Genomic DNA, 20,817 nt, shown 5'->3' on the forward strand with positions numbered 1-20,817 from the left:
AAAAGTAAAATGAAAAAAGGTATTCATCCCGAAAACTATCGCCCCGTCGTATTCAAAGATATGTCCAACGGCGATATGTTCCTTTCACAATCTACGTGCAAAACCAATGACACTGTAGAGTTTGAAGGCGAAACTTACCCTGTGGTAAAGATTGAAATCTCAAGCACTTCTCACCCCTTCTATACTGGTAAGAGCAAGCTTGTTGATACAGCTGGTCGCGTAGACCGCTTCATGAACCGCTATGGTAAGATCAAAAAATAATATATCTTTTTTATAAGTATATATTTAAACGAGCGTATGAAGTAGCATTTGTTCACTATTACGCTTCGAACACTTTAGAAATGCGCCCTCAACGTAGTTGCATATACGTTAAGGGCGCATTTCGCAAATATATGTGGTATGTGTTGAAGGATGTAATGCAGCCCACAGATTTTTTTTTATGACCTCAAAACAATTTTCTTTGCCAAATGATAAAGAAGTTAATGATGTTCGCCGTTGCCTTTGTATTAGTGGCTTGTGAAGGAGAAGACCTTAGTAAAGTGGACAAAACGGGCGGTAATGGCAATGTGGCTACAGGCGAAAATCGCAATGCCAACAATGCCAGTACGTATAAAGAGTATAGGCGTTTGGAGTTTCCGCAACTTAAAACAGGGGCCAATAGGGTGCTGTTGCATAAAACCAAAGATGGCGTTTTGAACTTCGCTGTGGAATGGAATGAGGCGAAAAAAGCGCAAAGGTGGTCTTGCTACCAGCTTTTTAGAAGTAACATGGTGAAGAACGCAAACCGTTATAAGTCGGACACAAACCAATACCCTGTGGACCCTTTGTTGCCCAAGTCGCTATGGTTTACCTCTGATCCCTACCGGAGTACTGGTTACGATCATGGGCATATATGTCCGTCGGCAGACAGACTTAATTCGGATGAAGCCAATTATCAAACTTTTTATCTCACCAACATGCAGCCCCAGTTGCCTGGATTTAACCGAGCTGTATGGGAAACCATGGAAACAAAGGTGCGCGAGATTGCTAGTCGCAATGGTTATTCGTTCTGCGATACACTTTATATTTGCAAAGGAGGCACGATAGACAAGTCTGAACAGGTGTTGGCAACTATTGGAAAGGGACTAATTGTACCCAAATTTTTCTTTATGGCTTTGTTAAGGGTGAAAAATGGTGTGTATAATGCCATGGGCTTTTGGATTGAACATAAACCTAGCAATGACAAACGTTTAGCTAAATACGCAGTCTCTATTAAGGAATTAGAGAGAAAAACAGGTATCGACTTTTTCTGTAATTTGCCTGATGATATAGAGAATGTGGTGGAAGAAGCTGCTGTTAACAACACGTTGTGGGGCTTGAACTAAGTCTAGAGCCGTAAGTGTGTGCATGTATGGGATAATTTTCGCCCACAACTAACGGCCTCTTCATTCACGCAGTTATCGATGTCGCATGCATAGTGTCCCAGTGAACAAGCTTTAGGCATGCGTTTCAAAGACGACTGCTGCTCTTTGTGTGCTGCTTTGCCTAGGTTGTTGTTGCAGGTGCTAAGTAGCTGAATCGTTAATTGGGTAGAAACAACGTGTGTTTGATGGTGTTGCGTTTAACCTTTAGTGGCAGATATTGGTTTTAGTGTTGTTTGCTAGTGTGGATTTATTTATGCTTATCTTGGTTTGAAGGAGAGTAAAGGCATTCGTTTTCTGTGTACCTCAAGCGATTATTTGGAGGAAATACAAAAGCGATGGGCTGAATTATTCTTGCTCTGTTGTTTGACTTTCTAACAACGATTGCACTACTAGCGCGTGTGCTCGGCGCTTTCCTTAATTAGGTAATGATAGGTGTTCTTATATTTTGTTTGTGTATGATGTAAAATATTCGGTGTAAAATTTAACATTGTGAGCGCTTTATTTTTCACCAACAGTTCACTCGCTCCCAAATAATCGATTCTCGCTGAGGTTTGTTCGGATGAAAAGCGGCACTGCTTTGGTGATGTTTTCAAAGGTGTTTTTGATGAAATAAACCGCGTTTTATACTATATTTTGGGCTAATTGTAGCAAAATAAAGTGCTAAATGCAGCAAAACGCACTGCTATCTCCTACAAAACGCAGTGCTAACTCATGCAAAACGCAGTGCTAACTCCTACAAAACGCAGTGCTAACTCATGCAAAACGCAAGGCTAAATGGTGCAAAACGCAAGACTGAATGGTGAAAATGGTAGATTATGGCGCTGGTTATCACCTTAGAAAAGATAAATAATGCTGCCTTTTATTGGTGAAAAATAGCCTAAAAATGGGCTTTTTAGGTACAAAAAGCGGCTTTTGGGGCTGATTAAAATCTTGAGTTGGCGAACAAATAGAAAGGCTAAATGGTGCAAAATGGCGCTATTGCACTTAGATTAGGTGTAAAATAAAGTGCGCAAGACCGAAAAAATAGACCAAAATACATGTTTTTTAGTATGCGTTTTCGCTAGAAGGGGTTGTTTAGAAGGGTGTGTTTTGTAAAATAATATTACTTAATTTAACACGCAAAACGTTGTAAGGGATTTTGCAAAAACAATGCTGTGGCCTAATATTTGATTTACGTATTACCCCAATAGCCTGTGCATTTGTTCACGATATTTGTGCTATCCTTAGTTGTGAGAGGCTACGCGTACATCCGTTTAGTTCATGTAAGTACTCATTTGTATCAGGAGCTTTCTTTAGCTTTCTTAGGCCTTCCAGAGAGTAGTTGGCTTGTTGTTTCATTGCCGATGCACGCTTCAAGCTGTGGTTTATTGAGCTTTAAGGCGACATCAGTGTGTGGTTCAACAGAATTATTAGCCTGCGTTTTCCAAGCAAATCAACAAAAAGCGGACGAGCATTTGGCTCGTCCGCACTCTTTTTCACAACTTATTTACAAACTGCATGGCATATAACTTGTTAATCTTATTTGCTCAATCAGGCTTTTACGCCCTTACCTGATTGTTACCTATTGTCTAACTGTTTCTGGCTGAGGGTTATTTTGTGGTTGTGGTATCTGTAAGCTCCGACAGGTCTACCAAACCTTTCTTCGCCAATGTATATCTTCTGAAGTTAAATTCATCTGTTTCGTTTGTTCCTCGCATTGTTCCAATGAATTGGTTATCGTTGAGGCTAAGCTCGCTATACGCGATGGTCATTGTGTAATTGTTATCGTAGGTGATAACGATGGCACGTGTGCGGTTGTCTATATGCCATGAAAAGCTGCGGGTAAACGGGTTGCGGTCGTTACGTCCTTCGAAGTCTCTCTGTCTACCACGTCCGTAAATGGCATTCGAATTGTATTGGTCGAATTCAATATCTGTATAATATGATTTTACGCCTGCATAGCCATTGGCGTCCACTCCTCTAGCAACTAGCTGCCCATCCCAGTGTCCGCGAAGTGTTTGAGCCATTAAAACGAGGTCGGAAGAGGGGTAGTTATAACTATCGTCCCACCAACTATAGCGTTGGTAGTAGTTGTCTTCGTAATAGTTGGTATCCACTTGGCAACTCGAAACGAATATCGTGGCAATGGCTATAAAGGCCATCATACCTATTGTCTTTAAACTCTTCATAATCGTGATGTTATTTATTTCTGATGCAAAGATAGTTATAAGTATGCTATTTAGCATGGGAGGATAATCTATTTCAATGTAGGGCTTCGCCTATTGTTGGGAGGAAAATCCCCCTAGGTGTGTTGGAAATCGTTGACTAGCACGTTGTTTTCGATGGCAAAGAGAATAAGCTACAAACCCAATAATGTTAATCTACAAGCATTAAAATGGCGTTTTCAATAATATTTGTTATCTTTGTAGACGCGCAAAATGCGCTAACTAGAATAACATTAAACATAATATTGGAAATGAAAACAGTATACGATTTCGCTGTTAAAGACAGAAAAGGCGGAGAAGTATCTTTGAGGGAGTATGCCAATGAGGTTATCCTCATCGTAAACACGGCAACTAAGTGTGGCTTTACACCGCAGTACGAAGAATTGGAGGCTATCTACGAAAAATACCACGCAAAGGGTTTCACCATTCTAGACTTCCCTTGCAACCAGTTTGGACAGCAAGCACCAGGTACCGACGAGAGTATTCACGAGTTTTGCAAACTTACTTATGGCACCGAATTCCCACGTTTCAAGAAAATAAAGGTTAATGGCGATGATGCCGAACCACTGTATAAGTATCTTAAAGAACAAAAGGGTTTTGCTGGTTGGGACCCCAATCACAAGTTAACATCCATCCTTGAGGAGATGCTTTCTAAAGAAGACCCCGACTATAAGGATAAAGCCGACATCAAATGGAACTTCACAAAGTTTCTGGTTAACAAGCTTGGCTTGGTGGTTGCTCGTTTCGAACCCACGGAAAGCCTTGAAAACGTAAGCAAAAAAATTGAAGAATTGCTCTAAATCTTCATATCCGAGCGAGTGGAGGAGTTAAAGAGAGTCGCCTTAGCAGCTGTCGTCACACCTTATATATAATAAGCGTTTATTTGTGATTTAATGTTTACACAAACACACGAAGCTGGTTTTAAAAAGTTGTTTTCGTAGTAACGATTACACAGCAGGCATCCTCTTTAATTCCTTTTCGCAATTTTAACCATTTGGCAAGCCCTTAAACACCTTTTGGCACATTGTTTGTACGAAAATATTCAGAATGGGTTCGCCCCTTATTATAAACAAATCAGTTATGGACAAAAGAGAATATACACGCTGCCTTATCGTGGGTAGCGGTCCGGCCGGATACACTGCGGCCATCTATGCGGGAAGAGCTAACCTTAGCCCAGTGCTATATTGCGGAATGCAAACAGGTGGACAGCTTACCCAAACCACAGAGATAGAAAACTTCCCAGGTTATCCAAAGGGAGTGGACGGTAATCAAATGATGCTCGAATTTCGCGAGCAAGCTGCGCGTTTTGGTGCTGATATTCGCGATGGAGTGATTGTTAAGGCCGATTTTAGTAGTAAACCTTATGTGCTTACCACAGACCGAGGTGTGGAAATTGAGGCCGAAACGGTGATTATTTCTACAGGTGCATCTGCCAAATACCTTGGATTATCCGACGAAGAGAAATATAACGGACAAGGTGTCAGTGCCTGTGCCACTTGTGATGGCTTCTTTTATCGCAAAAAAGTGGTGGCTGTTGTGGGTGGTGGCGACACTGCTTGCGAAGAAGCTAGCTACCTTGCCGGGCTTTGTTCTAAGGTCTACATGATTGTACGCAAGCCTTTCTTGCGCGCTTCTGACGTGATGAAAAAGCGTGTGGAGAGCAATCCTAAAATAGAAATCCTTTACGAACACAATACGCTTGGCCTTTATGGTGAAGGCGGATTGCAAGGCGCGCACCTTGTAAAGCGCATGGGCGAGGCCGACGAAGAACGTTATGATTTGCCTCTTGATGGCTTTTTCCTTGCTATCGGACACAAACCTAACACCGATGTGTTTAAAGAGTGGCTCGAATTGGATGAAATTGGTTATATCAAAACGCAAGGTGCAACATGTAAGACCAATGTAGAGGGGGTGTTCGCTGCAGGCGATTGTGCCGACCCTGTATATCGTCAGGCTGTTGTTGCAGCAGGTTCTGGATGCAAGGCTGCATTGGAAGCCGAACGCTATCTGGGCGAATTAGAAGCCAAAAAATAATGCGTTTTTCTCGAAAATGATGGCTCCATGATGGGCAAACAAATAAAAAGGCTTCTTGCTTTAAGCAGGAAGCCTTTTTAATTCTTTAGTGCAATCGCCTCTCATCGTGTTCTTTTGCTTGGTCTATGCTTGGCGCATGTATGCCCTAATGTTTGTTTACACAGTTTGTCGAGTTTTTAATCAACTCGCCAAATCGTATCACACCAGTCCATCGAGCTCTTTTTTGAGTGCGCGCAAATCGTCCCTAACCGCGAGAAGCGTATTAAGCACATGTGTACTTCTGTTGGCGCCTTCGCGATTTTCGTTAATCATCTTACGTGCGGCAGCAATTTTAAATCCTCTTACCTTAACCAGCGTGTAGATGTTTTTTAGCAGGTCGATGTCTCTGTCTGTGTACTGGCGCACCTTCGACCCAGTAGCGGTGCGCGGTTTAAGCTGCGGTAGTTCGGTTTCCCAATACCGCAACGTACTCTCGTTTACACCTATAATGTCGCTTACTTCCTTAATGGAGTAGTACAACTTTAGGTTTCTGTCAGTCTTCAATACCATGTTGGGTTAGCTTTTGGCCCTTTTTAGGGGATAATTTGGGAATGGTCCTTCGTTCGTTTTACACCGTTCCAAGTGCGGAACAACGTGCCACAAACTTTCTTGTGCACATTTTATGCCTATTATGGCAACTAAGTTATCCTGAGCGAAGCTACATTTAAGTACTCTCGTGATGCAAAATTACTACATTTCTTTGATTTTTCCAATCTTTGGAAAAAATAAAATCTTTGCTTAAACCAAGATTAACACCACGGCATAATATAACCCCTTGGCTACGCATGTTTGAAAAAAATGTTGTAAATTTGCAACTTAAACCAAAGGACTCTTTACCAAGCGTCATTTTAATGCTTTGTAGAAGTGCATTTGTTTGGTGCTGATTAACAGGAATAAAATAAAAATTCAAGATAATAAACGATGATGACAGCGAACGAAATACGCGAGTCCTTCAAACAGTTTTTTGAGGGTAAAGGGCATAAGATAGAGGCTTCGGCCCCTATGGTGATTAAAGACGACCCAACATTGATGTTCACTAATGCCGGCATGAACCAATGGAAAGACATTATTTTGGGTACACGCGACCCCGAACCTCGTCGCAGAGCCGACTCGCAGAAGTGTCTTCGCGTAAGCGGAAAGCATAACGATTTGGAAGAAGTGGGCCACGATACCTATCATCACACCATGTTCGAAATGCTGGGAAACTGGAGCTTTGGCGATTATTTTAAACGCGAAGCCATTGATTACGCTTGGGAATACCTCGTGGATGTGCTGCACCTTAACCCGCAAGACTTATATGTTACGGTGTTTGAAGGTAGTGACGAAGAGGGTATTGCACGCGACGACGAAGCCGCAGAATATTGGTCTAAACACCTGCCTGCCGACCATATCATCAACGGAAACAAACACGACAACTTCTGGGAGATGGGCGAAACTGGACCTTGTGGCCCTTGTTCGGAAATTCATCTCGATTCGCGTTCGGCCGAAGAAAAAGCAAAAGTACCTGGCGCTAGTCTTGTTAACCAAGACAACCCACAGGTTATTGAAATATGGAACATCGTGTTTATGCAGTTTAATCGCAAGGCCGACGGGTCGTTGCAGCCTCTGCCAATGCACGTAATTGATACGGGTATGGGCTTCGAGCGCCTTGTGCGCTCGCTGCAAGGTAAGACCTCGAACTATGATACCGATGTGTTCCAACCTGTAATACAAGAGATTTCTCGTCTCTCGGGCATGCAATATGGTGCCGATGAGAAAGTGGATGTGGCCATGCGCGTTATTGCCGACCACCTTAGAGCTGTGGCTTTCTCCATCGCCGACGGACAGTTGCCTGGTAATGCTAAGGCTGGATATGTTATTCGCCGCATTCTTCGCCGTGCCGTTCGTTATGCTTACACCTTCTTGGGGCAGCGTTCTGCATTTATGTTTAAGCTGTTGCCCACATTTATTAACGAAATGGGCGATGCTTATCCTGAGCTGAAAGCCCAACGCGAACTCATCGGACGCGTGATGAAAGAAGAGGAAGACTCTTTCTTGCGTACGCTTGAAAAGGGTATTTCGATGCTTAACGATGAGATGGAAAGCCTTAAAGCTGAAGGCAAAGACACGCTTGATGGGTCGCATGCTTTCCGCTTGTTCGATACTTATGGTTTCCCTCTCGACCTTACCGAGCTTATCTGCCGTGAAAACGGGCTGCAAGTAGACGCTGCCCAGTTTGATGTGGAGATGCAAAAGCAAAAAGAACGCGCTCGTAATGCGGCTGTTGTGGAAAATTCTGATTGGGTTGTGTTGCGCGAAGGCGAACAAACCTTTGTGGGTTACGACTATACAGAGTACGAATGCCATATTCTTCGTTATCGACAAGTTACACAAAAGAAGAATACATACTTTGAGTTGGTGCTCGATTACACGCCTTTCTATGGCGAAATGGGCGGACAAGTGGGCGATTGTGGCGTGCTTGTTAATGGCGAAGAGACAGTAGAAATCATTGATACAAAACGCGAAAACAACCAAAGCATACATATTGTGAAGGAGTTGCCCAAAGCTCCTGAGGCCGACTTTATGGCTTGTGTGGATACGGATAAGCGCGAAGCAAGTGCTGCTAACCACACTGCAACCCACCTTCTTGACTATGCTTTGAAGGCAGTGCTTGGCGAACACGTTGAACAAAAAGGCTCGTTGGTGGCTTCCGACACGCTACGCTTTGACTTTTCGCACTTCCAAAAGGTTACGGATGAGGAACTTCGCGAGGTGGAACGCCTTGTAAACGACCTTATTCGCCAAGACTTACCACTCGACGAACACCGCAATACTCCACTTGAAGAGGCTAAAGCCATGGGAGCTGTGGCCTTGTTTGGTGAGAAATATGGCGACACGGTGCGCGTTGTGCGCTTCGGACCCAGCTGTGAGTTCTGTGGTGGCATCCATGCACGTAGCACAGGGCGTATTGGTATGTTCAAAATTGTTAGCGAAAGCAGTGTTGCAGCAGGTATACGCCGTGTAGAAGCCTTCACTGGTAAACGTTGTGAGGAGGCTATGTACGTGTTGGAAGATACGCTTCGTGGCATTCGCAATCTCTTTAACAATGCTAAAGACCTGCAGGGGGTTATCACTAAGTTCATGGAAGAGCACGATGTGATGCGCAAGGAAATTGAGAAATTCTCGGCTCAAGCCGTTGAAAGACTAAAAGATAAGCTTGTGGCAAATGCCAAAGAAGTGAACGGATTAACGGTGGTTAAGGCAATCTTGCCCATCAATGCCGAGCAAGCTAAGAACCTGGTATTTAAAGTTCGTGAGGCGATACCTCAACACTTGGTGTGCGTTGTCGGCTCAACAGCCAACGACAAACCTTTGCTTAGCATCATGTTCAGCGACGATGTGGTGAGCGAACACGGGTTGAACGCAGGCCAAATTATTCGCGAAGCTGCCAAATTCATTCAAGGTGGCGGTGGCGGACAGCCTCATTATGCGTCGGCTGGTGGTAAAAACCTCGATGGTTTATCGGTTGCCGTAGACAAAGCTGTGGAACTAGCGTGTCAATAAACCTCTATATTCAACCCCTCTCCATGATGAGAGGGGTTGTTTTTTTGTCTTTTACTAGCTATATGCAGCCATTGCTGTTGGGCATGGTGCATCATTGCTATGTTATTAATCGGCGATAATTTGTGATGCTCTGTACTTTATGGTATGTATGGTGGTGTAAGAGACTGGTAAATACACATGTAGGAGGTAAACACCTACGAAAAGTATTTACCTCCTACTAGATGATTCACTCGTATGAGCGAAAACACTGCTCTTTTATTGAGTCCTAATGATGTTGCATGCAGTGTTACTCTGTAAGTCCAAATTCATCAAACTCTACTGATATTTTAGATGGTTTGACCATTTAAGGCTTAAGTGTCCAACTCAAAAAACCATTCAATAAATGCGTTGAAGTTGCTCCATTGCGGACTAAGTTTACCATTACGAAAGTCAATGAGCTTTTGTCCCACTTCTATTTCTAGCACTTCGCCAGTTTTTCGATTGTAGAAAAATCCCCCTTCTGCTTCAAAGCTGTCTAGCGGGATATATTCTTCGGGCAGTTCTAAAGCCGCGTGAGTAAATGAAAGACTTATGTCGTAGGGCGTGTTTATTACAAACCAGCATATTTGATACAACGCTTGATGCCTGCTATAAAAGGTGGGACTGTCTTCAACATGCAAATAGAATGTTGCAAAATCACTGTTCAAATCTATGTCCAAACTCTTTAGTGCTTCGGCATATTCAGGCAGAAGCTCGTCGTACCACCAGCCTTTCTCCTTACAAAAAGCGATTATTTTTTCTGAAAGCATAAGCATTAATGTTTTAGAAGAGGTGTAAACAACATTCCCAAGTACGAGTGTGTAGTCAGCGTTTAGCTTTTAGCAATGGGCTATTTGATGCCTAATGACACAGGGATATGTGCTGCGTGCAGCTCGTTAGCGTTTAAAGAGGCGGTGAGTATGCACTTGATTGTTGGCCATTACCTGCACAATATATACGCCTGGCACAAGATGAGCGAGCGATAGGTTTACTTCATCGAGGTGCGTTGCAGCTTGTTCGTTAATTAATAGGCCGTTAATGGTGTATAATCTAACGCGTTGCAAACCTTTGCCATGTACAGTTACCAGCTGTTGGTTGTGAGTTAGGCTGTAATTGATTGCGTTTTGAGTATCAATACCAGTGGGTTGTGCTGATACAAAGAACACTGTTTCGTCTTTGTTATAAAGCTTTTCCACAATAAAACGTTCGGCTTCAGGGTCGTCGATGCCTGTTCCCGTTTCCTTAATCAGCATCAACTTCATTTTGTAGTTGCCTTCTTTTAAGTTGTTGGGTACATTGATATTAAAGGGCATCCATGTAGTTCTAAATCCTTCTAGCTCCATTGCGCTGGTGCGTTGCGCTTCAAAGGCCACGTTGCCCTTATCATCTAGAAGTTGCAATTTAGCAAAATAGCCAAAGCCCAGTCCGCCTTTATTCCTTACAGGCACATATACGGTCTCTTCTTTTCCTGGTTTTAGCCATAGTTTAGAGGGCTGTTCTGTTAATTGAAATCCAGCAGTGATAGAGTCTTCTTCCAATATACGCACCTTACCTTTTCCAATTTCAATCACCATTCGAGGTGCTTGGCGCATGTTAATCCATTTATCCCAGCTACCATCTTCTTTAAGTGGTGCGCAGATGGGTAGCAGTTGGTAGTAGCCATCGGCAAGATTATTAAGGTTTACCTTTATTTTTTGTGCTTGCACAATGCTGTAATCGCGCCCCATAACCCCATTAGTATATTCGCCATAGATGTGTTGTGTGAACCCACCTTTAGCGTGATAGTCTGAGGGGCAGGCCGTAATCAGTTTACCATCCATATCAAAGACGCCCACACCGATGTCTCCTTTGAAGGGCCTGCCGTAGTTAACAAACTCGTTCATCTCAACGATAGGCATCGTTGAAGTGCTAAATGTGTCGCCATTTCTTTGAGCCATTCTTAAGCTTCCGCCAATGTTGAACTTCAGTTTGGGTGTTTCGGCCATCAATGCATTGTCTATCGGCAGCGTGTTGGGTTTGTTGGGATGAGCCAAAATAGCAATCAGTGCGTAGCGATAAGTCATAGGACGTCCGCCAAACTCGTTTCCTGTTTGCTCAACACTTAGCGTTGCAAGCGAGAAATAACCGTTGCTCTGTCCGCCCCAGCCAAAATTCATGTGGAAAAGTCCTTTATCGTCCAGACCATCTGTTACCCAAGCGTGCCCAGCTCCGCCTCCTTTAGAATTTCCCGAAAGGTAAACGGGGAAGCCGTTGGTAAGTTCTTGTCGCACGATGTCTACAAAGGCCGGCATGCCTTCGTCGCTTCTGGCAACAAAAGCCGTGGTATAGTCAAAGTTGTTTTTTAGAGCAGCTTCGGCTGCCTCGTTCTGTGCACCACTTTGAGAGGGGGTGTATTGCATGTAAGTGGCAGTACCCACATCGCTCATCAATAGGGCAACGGCGTCTTCTTCTTCTACAGTTCCAGGCGAACCATAAGTGTATTCGTCTTTCATCTGTGCCCAATCATAGCGCGATTTGCTAAAGTCGGTATGCCTCTCGTGCTTGTAGTAGGCCACAGTGTATGAGTTTTTACCTTTTCCTTTTGCAGGCCATTTATGGTAATACATCAGCTGTGCCACAGCCGTAGCCACACATCCCGTGTAAGGATAAACCAGTTTTTTGTTGTAAGGATAGTCTTGGCTCCAGTTACAAGTGAGCAAAGGCTGCACCACCTTATATGTTGGCATGACTCTTGTGGTTGGCTTTGCGGTGCTAGGAGTTTGTTGCAGCTGGTTGAAACTCTCGCGATAGGTTTGTAAAAGAAATTTTATGCCAGGGTGAGCGTTTAGCGTATCGAGTGTACCATGGTGGCCATAGGCCAGTATTTCGCCCATGGCATCGTCTCCAGCAACCACCACAAAGCCCTTTCCTTGCAGGTCGTTAAAAACATAATAGGGCTTAATTGATGTTTGCTCACCTGCACGAGTTTGTGCAGAGGCTATTGATTCTCTGTTGGGTGAGACGTATTTTCGGGCGATGTTTAGCGCTTGCTTACCTGTAACCACTTTGGCTTCTACTTGTAAAGCCACACAAAGAGTAAGTGCAATAAGCATCATTGCTCCAATAATTGGTTTTTGGACATTAACCCATTTGCTTTTAGGGTACAGCCTATTTTTTGTTTTGTTTTGGTTCATTGCTTTTGTTAATTAGTTTTGTTTGTCTTTGTTTGTGTTTTAAAATATATTGCTTTGGTATTAAATGGCTGGCTTTAAACATACCACGCTGCGGGTTGTGGTTCACTTTCTAGCAGATATTTAGGGCTTTTAAGTTTGCCTTTAGCTGCTTACTCGTGCGTTTTTTGTTCGTGTTTGGCTATGTATCCTTTGGTGTTAAGCAAAGCATGCTAAGGCCAAGTCTACGAGTTAAGGCGCGTAATGTTATAAATCAGCCGTTAAGGTGCGATAAACGCGCTCCCCATGGGTTGTGAAGCGCTTACAAAGTTACATAAAAAGAACGAGAATAGTTTCGCACTCAAATGTTTTAACGTAGCTGTTTGGGCATATTTCCCTTTTGTTAATTTAGGGCAATGTAACCTTAAACAAATTGCTTTCGGTATGTTCTTTCTTGATGATGTCTACCATTTTTACCACGATTTCTGGGTGCTGAGCAGCCACATCATGGTCTTCGTGCAAGTCGGTTTCTAGGTTGTAGAGTGCTGGAACCCCTTTTCTAACCACCAATTTCCAGTCGCCCATGCGCACGCCAATTTGGTTTGTTTCGTGAAATTCCCAGTACAGGTAGGGGTGTTTATGTTGTACTCCCTTGCCCGTGAGTGTGGGAACGAACGAAATACCATCGAAGTAATCGTTTTTTAATCGAGGGTTGCGGTAGCGTTTGGCTACATCTTTCACGCCAGCCAGTTCGGCAAAGGTGGGCATAATGTCGTAGAAAGCCAGTTGGTGGTCGTTGGTTGAGCCAGCAGGAACTTGTCCTTTCCATCGTGCGATGAATGGAACACGGATGCCACCTTCTAAGCATTGGCGTTTAAGCCCTTGCAGTTTACCATCGCGTCCAAAGAATGTGGGGTCGGCACCTCCCTCTTCGTGCGGACCGTTGTCGCTGGTAAATATTACCAATGTGTTTTCTTCCAGTCCCTTCTCCTTCAGCTTTCGCATTACGTCTCCTACATATTGGTCAAGTCTACTAATCATTGCAGCAAACTGTGCATGCGTGTGTACGGTGGCGTTATATCGCGAACCAGGTTGCCCACCCCAAGTTTTGTCTACAAAAAATTTCTTTTTATAGCCTTCGAGTAGCGAGTCTTCGGGTTGCACTAGTTCGGCGTGGGGTAGGGTATAGGTAAGAAATCCCACAAAGGGTTTGCCTGCTTGCTGTTGGTCTAACCATTGCATGGCCTTTTGATGTATAAGGTCGGCCGAGTATTGTGTGCGTTTTTCGTACCCCTTACCAGTCATTGGATATTTGATGTTTTCTTCTAAAACAACCCTGCTTACTGCCTTATCGCCTCGTTTGCGGCTATATTCGTTTAAGAAGTTAGGGTAGTATAAGTGGGCTTGAAATTGGCAAATATAACCATAAAATTCGTCGATGCCACGCTTATCTGGCGTCGATACCGAGCCTTCATATCCTCCAGCCCATTTGCCAAATAGGCCAGTGGTATATCCATTGTTGCGAAGCACCTCTGGAAGGATGATGTGATCGGGCGAGTAAGGGTGTTGTCCCACCACGCTAAAGTCGGTGTTGTCGCCGTATTTCACGGGTGCAGAGTCGGTCCAATATTCTTTGTTGCCTCGCACTTCGGTGTGCCCACTGTGCTGTCCTGTCATCAAACACGCCCTTGATGGTGCGCTAACAGGCGACCCAGCATAGGCTTGTGTAAAGCGCATGCCCTCTTGTGCCAGCTTGTCGATGTTGGGTGTGTGGATAAAAGGTTGTCCATAACAACCCAAGTCGCCGTAGCCCATATCGTCGCACATGATGAAGATGATGTTGGGACGTTGCACTTGCTTGGCCCATGCTGCGGGGGCAAGCAACAAAAGGGTTGGGAGTAGAGAAATGTTAGGCTTCATTTGTATTCTTATTTATGATTTTACACGTTTAAGATTTTATCCGTTTGTGGGTTTATCTGTAGTGGCTAACTTATTTTTTGCTTAGTAGTGCGCTGTTAAGTGTTGCCATGTTGATGGTGTTTACGTCTTTATTGGCTCATTTAGCTTTTCAAGAAACAGCTCGAAGAGTCTGGGAATGGCGTAATGGTTTAGGCTGTTTTCGGCAACCCATATATATTCAGCTGGTAAAGACGGCTTAACCGCTGTTTCCATAATTACAAATTGCGCTTTGATGATGCGATGTGTAAGCACATGCTTAAAGGCGAAACACCCTGTTATTGTGGGTGAAGTGGCTTTCCGAATATCCCATTTCGATGACGAAGATGGGGTTGAAGGGTTGTCTAACTGACCTTTAGCAAGCAGGTCGAGATAGGTAAGCAACTGCGAAGAGGGGAATTGTTCCACACTGTTTTTGGCTCGTTTGCTGTGCTTTTTCTCGCCTTTGTTGTCTTCAATAACCTCGTCTTGAAACAGCAATGGTTCCCACAAACCTTGCCAAATGTCGCCAGCGGGCCGTTTGCGTATAGCAACTTCGCCCCCACACCTTATATATAGGTAACCCATTTGTCGTTGTTTTGGGCTAACCAACTTGGTTTTAACGGGCAGCGAGCGCACCAAACCTTGGGCAAAGGCTACGCATTGGCTGTTTAGCGGACAGCTGTTGCAGAATGCTGGTGCGAGGTCTGAAACGCGATTACATTTGTTGGCCTTGCCTGTTTTGTTGTTTAGCTTCCTTGTTTCTCCCTTTACGGGTAAGCATTGCAGGGCTCCAAAATCCATAATGGCCTCGTTGTAGCGTGCTGGCTCGTGTTGCGGAAGGAGCGATTGGGCCAAAGCGGCAAACTGCTTTTTGCCCTCGGTGGAGTTGATTGGCGTGTCGATGCCAAAGAAACGCGCCAAAACGCGATATACATTGCCATCCACCACAGCCACAGGAATGTTGAATGCGATGGATGCAATGGCCGCAGCGGTGTACGTTCCCACACCTTTCAGGGTAGAGATGGTTTCGTGTGTGTTTGGGAAATGCCCCAATTGAACTATCTGTTTAGCTGCGTGGTGCAGGTTTCGCGCCCGCGAATAATAGCCCAAACCTTGCCAAAGTAGCAACACTTCGTCTTCGGTGGCTTTGGCAAGAACCTCCACAGTAGGAAAACGGTTCATAAATCGCACCCAATAATCCATGCCTTGGCTCACTCTTGTTTGTTGCAATATCACCTCGCTAAGCCATATCGCATAGGGCTCTTTTGTTTCGCGCCACGGCAACTGTCGGCCGTGCTGGCGAAACCATTCGAGCAATGCGGATGAAAAGGGATGAATAGTGGTCACGATGAGAGTTTAATATTGGGTGAATAGCCTGCTTTAATCAGCACGTGTTGGCTTCTAATCATGATTGTGCATATAGACTTTCTTTATCTGTCTATGGCACGGAGAAACCTAGGTGTGGTTATTTCTTCTTCTTTTTATCTTTTGTATCGCCTTTAGGGAAGTTCTTACGTATCAAATCGAACATCTTTTGCTTATCCTTATTGTAAAGGCTAAGATATTTTTCGAGTACTTTTACCTCGCCAGTAAGCTTTTTATTGCTGATATAATGGTTGAGCATTACCACAACAGCAGTTTCATACAAATCTTCTTCAGTCTTGATTTCGTTGTTCTCGAGCGCGTAAAGCGTATAGCCAGCAAAGTAGCTATAAATGTAGGGGCGCGACTTTTCTGAAGAGATTAGCTCCAATTCCACCTTGCCAATAGGTATTGTTACTTGGTCGGATGTTTCCGTCCAGGCTATAATATATTTGGCGGCGTCATCGATGTCGTGGGCTGTAAATAGATGGTTTATATAGAAGCGGCAGCATTTCAGCATGTCTTCGGTGTGCTTTTTGCAGTCTTCAGGTGTTTCAAATTTCACCAGTTTGGGCAGGTCGCCATAGCCTTCTTTCTTCTCTTTCTCCAGTTTTTCCACTTCCTCGTTCAAGCTTTTAGCCTTGTCTTCCTGTCCGTTTCCGCTGTAATATCCAATTAGATATTTCGCTTCTTCGATATATTGTTCAGAGTGTATGCCCTGCAAGTCTTTCATTATGGCCAGTGCACGAAGTTGATACTTAATGGCAGCTTCCTTTTCTTCAGCGCAAAACGAGTTTTCGGCCGCATGAATAAGTATTGAAGCCATGTCTCTATCGTGAACATAAAGGTTTTCGTAAATCTCCAAAGCTTTCTTGCTGCATGCTAAAGCCTCCTTGGATTTGTTGTTAGAGGCAAGGTATAGCGACAGATTGTCTAAGTACCACGCATACCGTTTGTCGTTGGTACTTACGTGTTTGCCATATAGGTCTACCACCTTTTGCGCTGTTTCAACGGCCTTATTAATGCGCTTAGCTCTAAAGTATGCTTTTCCAAGAAACACCAAACCTTCAATGTAAGTGGTGTCGGCTTCACCTTTAATAGATTTAAGTTTCGCGGTATAGTTGGTGTAAGCCTCCACTGCTTGTTCGTATTTTTCTTCTCCTAGGAGTTCTAACGCAGCAACATTCATTTTTTTCAGTTGCTCGTCTTCTTCGGTTTTCTGTGCAAAAGCGGCATTAGTGCTTAACAATAGCACAGCCATGAGTAATAATTTTTTCATGACAGAAATGTTTTATATTAGTTAGTATAGGGCCAATATCCTTTTAGCGGATAAGGTTTTTATATTTAGTTATTGTTCAGGATACTGTTGATAAATTGTTAAACCGAATGCATGCGTATAGGCATAAAGATGCTCAATGATGTCGGCAAGGGTGTGTTCGTAATGAATGTCGGGCGAATTTTTGATGAAGAACACAAACTCGATGGGCAATCCTGACTGTGTAGCCTCAACTTGTCGCACCACCAAAATTTGCTTTTCGTTTACCTCGGGGCGATTTTTGAGATATTGTTCAACAAAACTTCGGAAGAGCGAAATGTTCACTTCTTGTCCCTTCATTTGTTCTTCAGAGAGTAATTTGTTGGTAAGCAGCGACGTTTTCAATGCTTCGTCGGCCAGCTTAACACTTCTAAAGTCTATGTAAAGCAAGCGCTTAACGCGTCGTCCTTCGCCCTTTTCCATGCTTCGCCAGTTTTGAAACGAACCGCTAACCAGTGTCAAAGGTGTGACGGTGACGGTGGTGTTGTCGAAATTTCTTACCTTAACGGTGGTTAGACTGATGTCTTCTACCACACCATCGGCTAATGTTGAGGGCACTGTTATCCAGTCGCCCTTTCTCACCATGTCGTTACTTGTGAGTCTAATACCAGCAACAAGGCCTTCGATGGTGTCTTTAAATACCAGCATCATGATGGCCGATGTTGCTCCAAGACCAGCAAAGATCGACATGGGGTTTTTGTTAAACAAAATGGCCACCATCACAATGGCTGTGATGAAAATGAGAATAACCTTTAGCACCCCACAGAATGTGCGGATGTATTGGCGCACTGCCGGACTAGAAGAGAGCTTAAGCTGATTGAGCGAGTTGATAAGTGCGATGAAAAGGCGAACAGACATCACCACGATATACAATGCCGTGAGCTTTTCTAAGATGGTGTGTACAGTGGGATATTGGAAAAACACCAAGGGCAAGAGCCATGCTATCACTATGGCAGGCATAATTCTGCTGGCTGTTATCAGCACATTATCGTTGAAAATGATTTCGTCCCAATTGCTTTTTGTCTTTTTAGTTATGTGGCGCACAATAGGGATGATGAGTTTTTTGCATAAAGCACCAGCAGCCCAAGCCAATAATATGGCAATAAGCACCAACGATATGTGGCGTACAATGGGCACGGCATTGCCCGAAATGCCTGTAAGGCGTATAAAATCTTCTACATAGTTTTTTATTGATTCCATTGTTATGGTGGTTTAGAGTTAGTTATTATCTTGATTTTTACGTATTAGGGCTGACATAGTGCAGTGCAAACCTTGTCTTGAAATGCACGTGCATTGCGACCATGCATCACGCCTTGGTTGATAATGGAAAAGCAAAGGCGATGCCCATTGGCAGCAGTGCAATAGCCAGTCAGCGAGAAAACACCTGTTACACTACCCGTTTTGGCACGCACGTTGCCACGGGTAAACACGCCTTTCATTCTGCTTTTCAGAGTGCCATCTATGCCAGCAATTGGCAAAGAGGGCGAAAGGTGCAGGTGGATATTGGCATTGCGGTAGGCATAGCGCAGCATGGCCACTTCCAATTCGGCCGAGACATAGTTGTAAAGCGATAGGCCCGACCCATCGGCTACCTTGTAAGCAGAGGCGTTAAGACCAAGTTTAGAAATGAGTTTTTTCACCACTTGCGCCGCATGTTTGGCTGTTGCCGGTTGGTTTCCTGTTGAAGCTGCTATCTGGTAAAACATTGCTTCGGCGTAAAGGTTGTCGCTTTCTTTCATCATACGCATCAACACTTGGTCCATTGTGTGAAATCTGGTGCAGATACAGATGGCATTTTGCGGTCGTTGCCCTGTTGCCGAGAAGGCATCGAGCACGATACCAGCCTTACGAAGTTCTTGCATAAAGCGGTCGATGAACACATCTTTACGAGCAAATACCAATGCCGAGAGCGCGGGGTTGTCGTCGTCCCAACACCAACCCTTACCCAATAGGTCGGCGTTCTTCATCGTCTTATCGGCATAGAGCGTTCCGCGAATGGTGTCGACACCCATTTTTTGCAAACTTTCCACGAAGGCATGCATGTCGTCTGTGTTAAATCGGGGGTCGAATCCCCCAACACAATACACGTTACCAATGAGCGTGCGGTTTTCTATTGTGCCCGTGTAGCACAGCTCTGTTTTAAATTGGTGCGAACCGCCCAGCTTGTCAAGGGCAGTAACGGCCGTTATCACCTTCATGGTAGAGGCTGGGCGCATGGTTTGGCGCTCGTTAAAGCAGTATATAGCCGAATCGGCATCGAGGTCGTAAACCATCAATGCCAACTGCGATGTGCGCAAAAGGTCGGCTTGCAACAACTTGTCTAAGCGCATCTTTACCGATTGAGGCCAAGGCAACAGACTGTCTGTAACCAATGTGTCGACCGAAATCGAGTCGGTATTTAGCGTGTCGGATGCAGCAACTGTTTCGTCCTCGTCGTCGTTAGTGTCTTTTTCCACTTGCCCCATCATCGGCAAGGCCATGAGCCAGGCCATCAGTAAGGCAATAATATATCTGTTTTTTACATTCATCATTCTTGTGTTGCTTGCCTTTTCTTTATCTCAGCGATAAAGGCGTCGGCGTTATCTGGTTGCACACTCACCAATGTTTTGTGGCCACATTGCAGTAGTATGTATTGCGACAGGCCAAATCCTGTAGACATCTTATGGCATTTCACGATGTCGTTAATGCGTATGTGTTTTGTTTTCGAAAATCGTCCTTTGTTTATAACAAGCATCTCTTCGTTGCCATTGTGGCTAAACACATAGGTGGTGTGTATTATTCGTTCTATCATCACTACCACCACGGCAGCCAAGCAACAGCCTGCAAGGGCGTTTTTCACCCAAAATAGGTATAGCGCAAGCAGCGCAAAGGCAAGTATGCCACAGGCCGAGGCTGGAGTAAAGCGTTGGTGGAAGGTTCTGTCCATAGTGGTGTTTTAGCGCGTTTGTTGTGGTGTTGGCGTTTGTGTGGGTGCTTGTTTACCGCTCCGCCCCATTTGCCCAAGGGCGTTGTTTGGGCAATAACGCAGTATAGGCATCCTTTACCAACCTTCATTTCACAATCTACAAAGTTACAAAAATAATTGTTCTTATTGCGCCTTTGCCGCCTTGTTTATTATTTTTTTAGTATAAAGGGGGAGGGCGTATAGTATAAATGGATGGGGAGTATAGTATAAATGGGTAGGGCGCGTGGTATAAAGGAGTAGGACGTATGGTATATAAGGAGTAGGGCGTGTGGTATAAAGGAGTAGGGCGTATGGTATAAAGGAGTAGGGCGTATAGTATACAGAGGTGGGGAGTATAGCGTAAATGGGTTCGGGCGAAGATCCAACAAACGAGTGCAAAACCATTATGTTCCTTTGCGTTACTCGCAGTTTAGGGGTTAAAAATGGAGCGTTTGTCTTGGATTGAAGTTTATAATCAACCATAAGAGCTACTTAATCTGGTTTCTTTTTGTGTCTTTATATTTTACAAAACACACCCTTCTCGCCCCTCCATTCTAGCGAAAATTTAGGTTAAAAAGTAGGTAAATAGCCCCAGTTTTCACTCTTACACACCTTTCTATTTGTCTATTTTTAAGAAAACAACTTGCATTTTGCACCATTTTGCCTTTCTAGTTGCTTGCCAACTCGTAATTTTTTCACCCCCAATTATCTGCATTTAGCCACTAAAACCCCACTTTTTAGTGGCTGTTTTGCCCCTTTTGAGCCATGTTTTAGTGGTTCAAAGCGGTTTTGTATGAACTGTTGCAGTGAATATTTATGCTTTTCGTCTTGCATTTAGCAGCATTTTGCACTGCGTTTAGCACCATTT

15 protein-coding genes are annotated in these 20,817 nt (G+C 44.2%); 5 read left to right on the plus strand and 10 right to left on the minus strand.

The window, feature by feature from the left end; translation table 11 throughout:
* Positions 1–9: 9 nt before the first annotated feature.
* Both QME03_RS05280 and QME03_RS05285 read left to right on the plus strand, forming a co-directional pair.
* Entirely contained in the window at positions 10–261 is a 252-nt protein-coding gene (locus QME03_RS05280) for a type B 50S ribosomal protein L31 (protein WP_009229215.1), read from the plus strand.
* A 206-nt stretch (positions 262–467) separates the two neighbouring features.
* Positions 468–1,364, plus strand: coding sequence for a DNA/RNA non-specific endonuclease (locus QME03_RS05285; RefSeq protein ID WP_025816843.1), 897 nt, complete (start codon positions 468–470; stop codon positions 1,362–1,364).
* 1,628 nt (positions 1,365–2,992) lie between these two features.
* Here QME03_RS05285 and QME03_RS05290 read toward each other — a convergent pair.
* Positions 2,993–3,571, minus strand: coding sequence for a hypothetical protein (locus QME03_RS05290; protein ID WP_281723692.1), 579 nt, complete (start codon positions 3,569–3,571; stop codon positions 2,993–2,995).
* A gap of 287 nt (positions 3,572–3,858) precedes the next feature.
* Between QME03_RS05290 and QME03_RS05295 the strand changes: the two genes are divergently transcribed.
* Both QME03_RS05295 and trxB read left to right on the plus strand, forming a co-directional pair.
* Entirely contained in the window at positions 3,859–4,407 is a 549-nt protein-coding gene (locus QME03_RS05295) for a glutathione peroxidase (RefSeq protein ID WP_281723693.1), read from the plus strand.
* A 280-nt stretch (positions 4,408–4,687) separates the two neighbouring features.
* Entirely contained in the window at positions 4,688–5,641 is a 954-nt protein-coding gene (trxB, locus tag QME03_RS05300; RefSeq protein WP_110370501.1) for a thioredoxin-disulfide reductase, read from the plus strand.
* Between the two features lie 198 nt (positions 5,642–5,839).
* On the opposite strand, the gene QME03_RS05305 is transcribed toward trxB, so the two are convergent.
* Entirely contained in the window at positions 5,840–6,190 is a 351-nt protein-coding gene (locus QME03_RS05305) for a MerR family transcriptional regulator (RefSeq protein WP_025817219.1), read from the minus strand.
* A 411-nt stretch (positions 6,191–6,601) separates the two neighbouring features.
* Between QME03_RS05305 and alaS the strand changes: the two genes are divergently transcribed.
* The gene (alaS, locus tag QME03_RS05310; protein WP_281723694.1) at positions 6,602–9,223 is read left to right on the plus strand and encodes an alanine--tRNA ligase; all 2,622 of its coding nucleotides are present in this window, start codon (positions 6,602–6,604) and stop codon (positions 9,221–9,223) included.
* A 350-nt stretch (positions 9,224–9,573) separates the two neighbouring features.
* Here the strand turns inward: alaS and QME03_RS05315 are convergent, their stop codons facing one another.
* The 8 genes from QME03_RS05315 to QME03_RS05350 form a co-directional block, all read right to left on the minus strand.
* On the minus strand, positions 9,574–10,011 hold the full coding sequence (locus QME03_RS05315) for a hypothetical protein (RefSeq protein WP_025817222.1): 438 nt from the start codon (positions 10,009–10,011) through the stop codon (positions 9,574–9,576).
* Positions 10,012–10,137: 126 nt separating this feature from the next.
* Positions 10,138–12,336: a thiol protease/hemagglutinin PrtT gene (locus tag QME03_RS05320; RefSeq protein WP_281723695.1), complete on the minus strand. Its 2,199-nt coding sequence runs from the start codon at positions 12,334–12,336 to the stop codon at positions 10,138–10,140.
* A gap of 462 nt (positions 12,337–12,798) precedes the next feature.
* Positions 12,799–14,310: an arylsulfatase gene (locus tag QME03_RS05325; RefSeq protein WP_281723696.1), complete on the minus strand. Its 1,512-nt coding sequence runs from the start codon at positions 14,308–14,310 to the stop codon at positions 12,799–12,801.
* A 120-nt stretch (positions 14,311–14,430) separates the two neighbouring features.
* Positions 14,431–15,678, minus strand: coding sequence for an A/G-specific adenine glycosylase (locus QME03_RS05330; protein WP_281723703.1), 1,248 nt, complete (start codon positions 15,676–15,678; stop codon positions 14,431–14,433).
* A gap of 115 nt (positions 15,679–15,793) precedes the next feature.
* Entirely contained in the window at positions 15,794–16,969 is a 1,176-nt protein-coding gene (locus tag QME03_RS05335; protein ID WP_281723697.1) for a tetratricopeptide repeat protein, read from the minus strand.
* A 69-nt stretch (positions 16,970–17,038) separates the two neighbouring features.
* Positions 17,039–18,205, minus strand: coding sequence for a mechanosensitive ion channel family protein (locus tag QME03_RS05340; protein WP_281723698.1), 1,167 nt, complete (start codon positions 18,203–18,205; stop codon positions 17,039–17,041).
* A gap of 44 nt (positions 18,206–18,249) precedes the next feature.
* Positions 18,250–19,536, minus strand: coding sequence for a D-alanyl-D-alanine carboxypeptidase/D-alanyl-D-alanine endopeptidase (gene dacB, locus QME03_RS05345; protein WP_281723699.1), 1,287 nt, complete (start codon positions 19,534–19,536; stop codon positions 18,250–18,252).
* Complete coding sequence (locus QME03_RS05350) at positions 19,533–19,931, minus strand: PH domain-containing protein (protein WP_281723700.1); 399 nt, start codon at positions 19,929–19,931, stop codon at positions 19,533–19,535. The genes dacB and QME03_RS05350 overlap by 4 nt, the downstream gene beginning before the upstream one ends.
* Positions 19,932–20,817: the final 886 nt, after the last annotated feature.

It is taken from the genome of Hoylesella shahii (assembly GCF_937990675.1).
GTDB classification, from domain to species: domain Bacteria; phylum Bacteroidota; class Bacteroidia; order Bacteroidales; family Bacteroidaceae; genus Prevotella; species Prevotella shahii.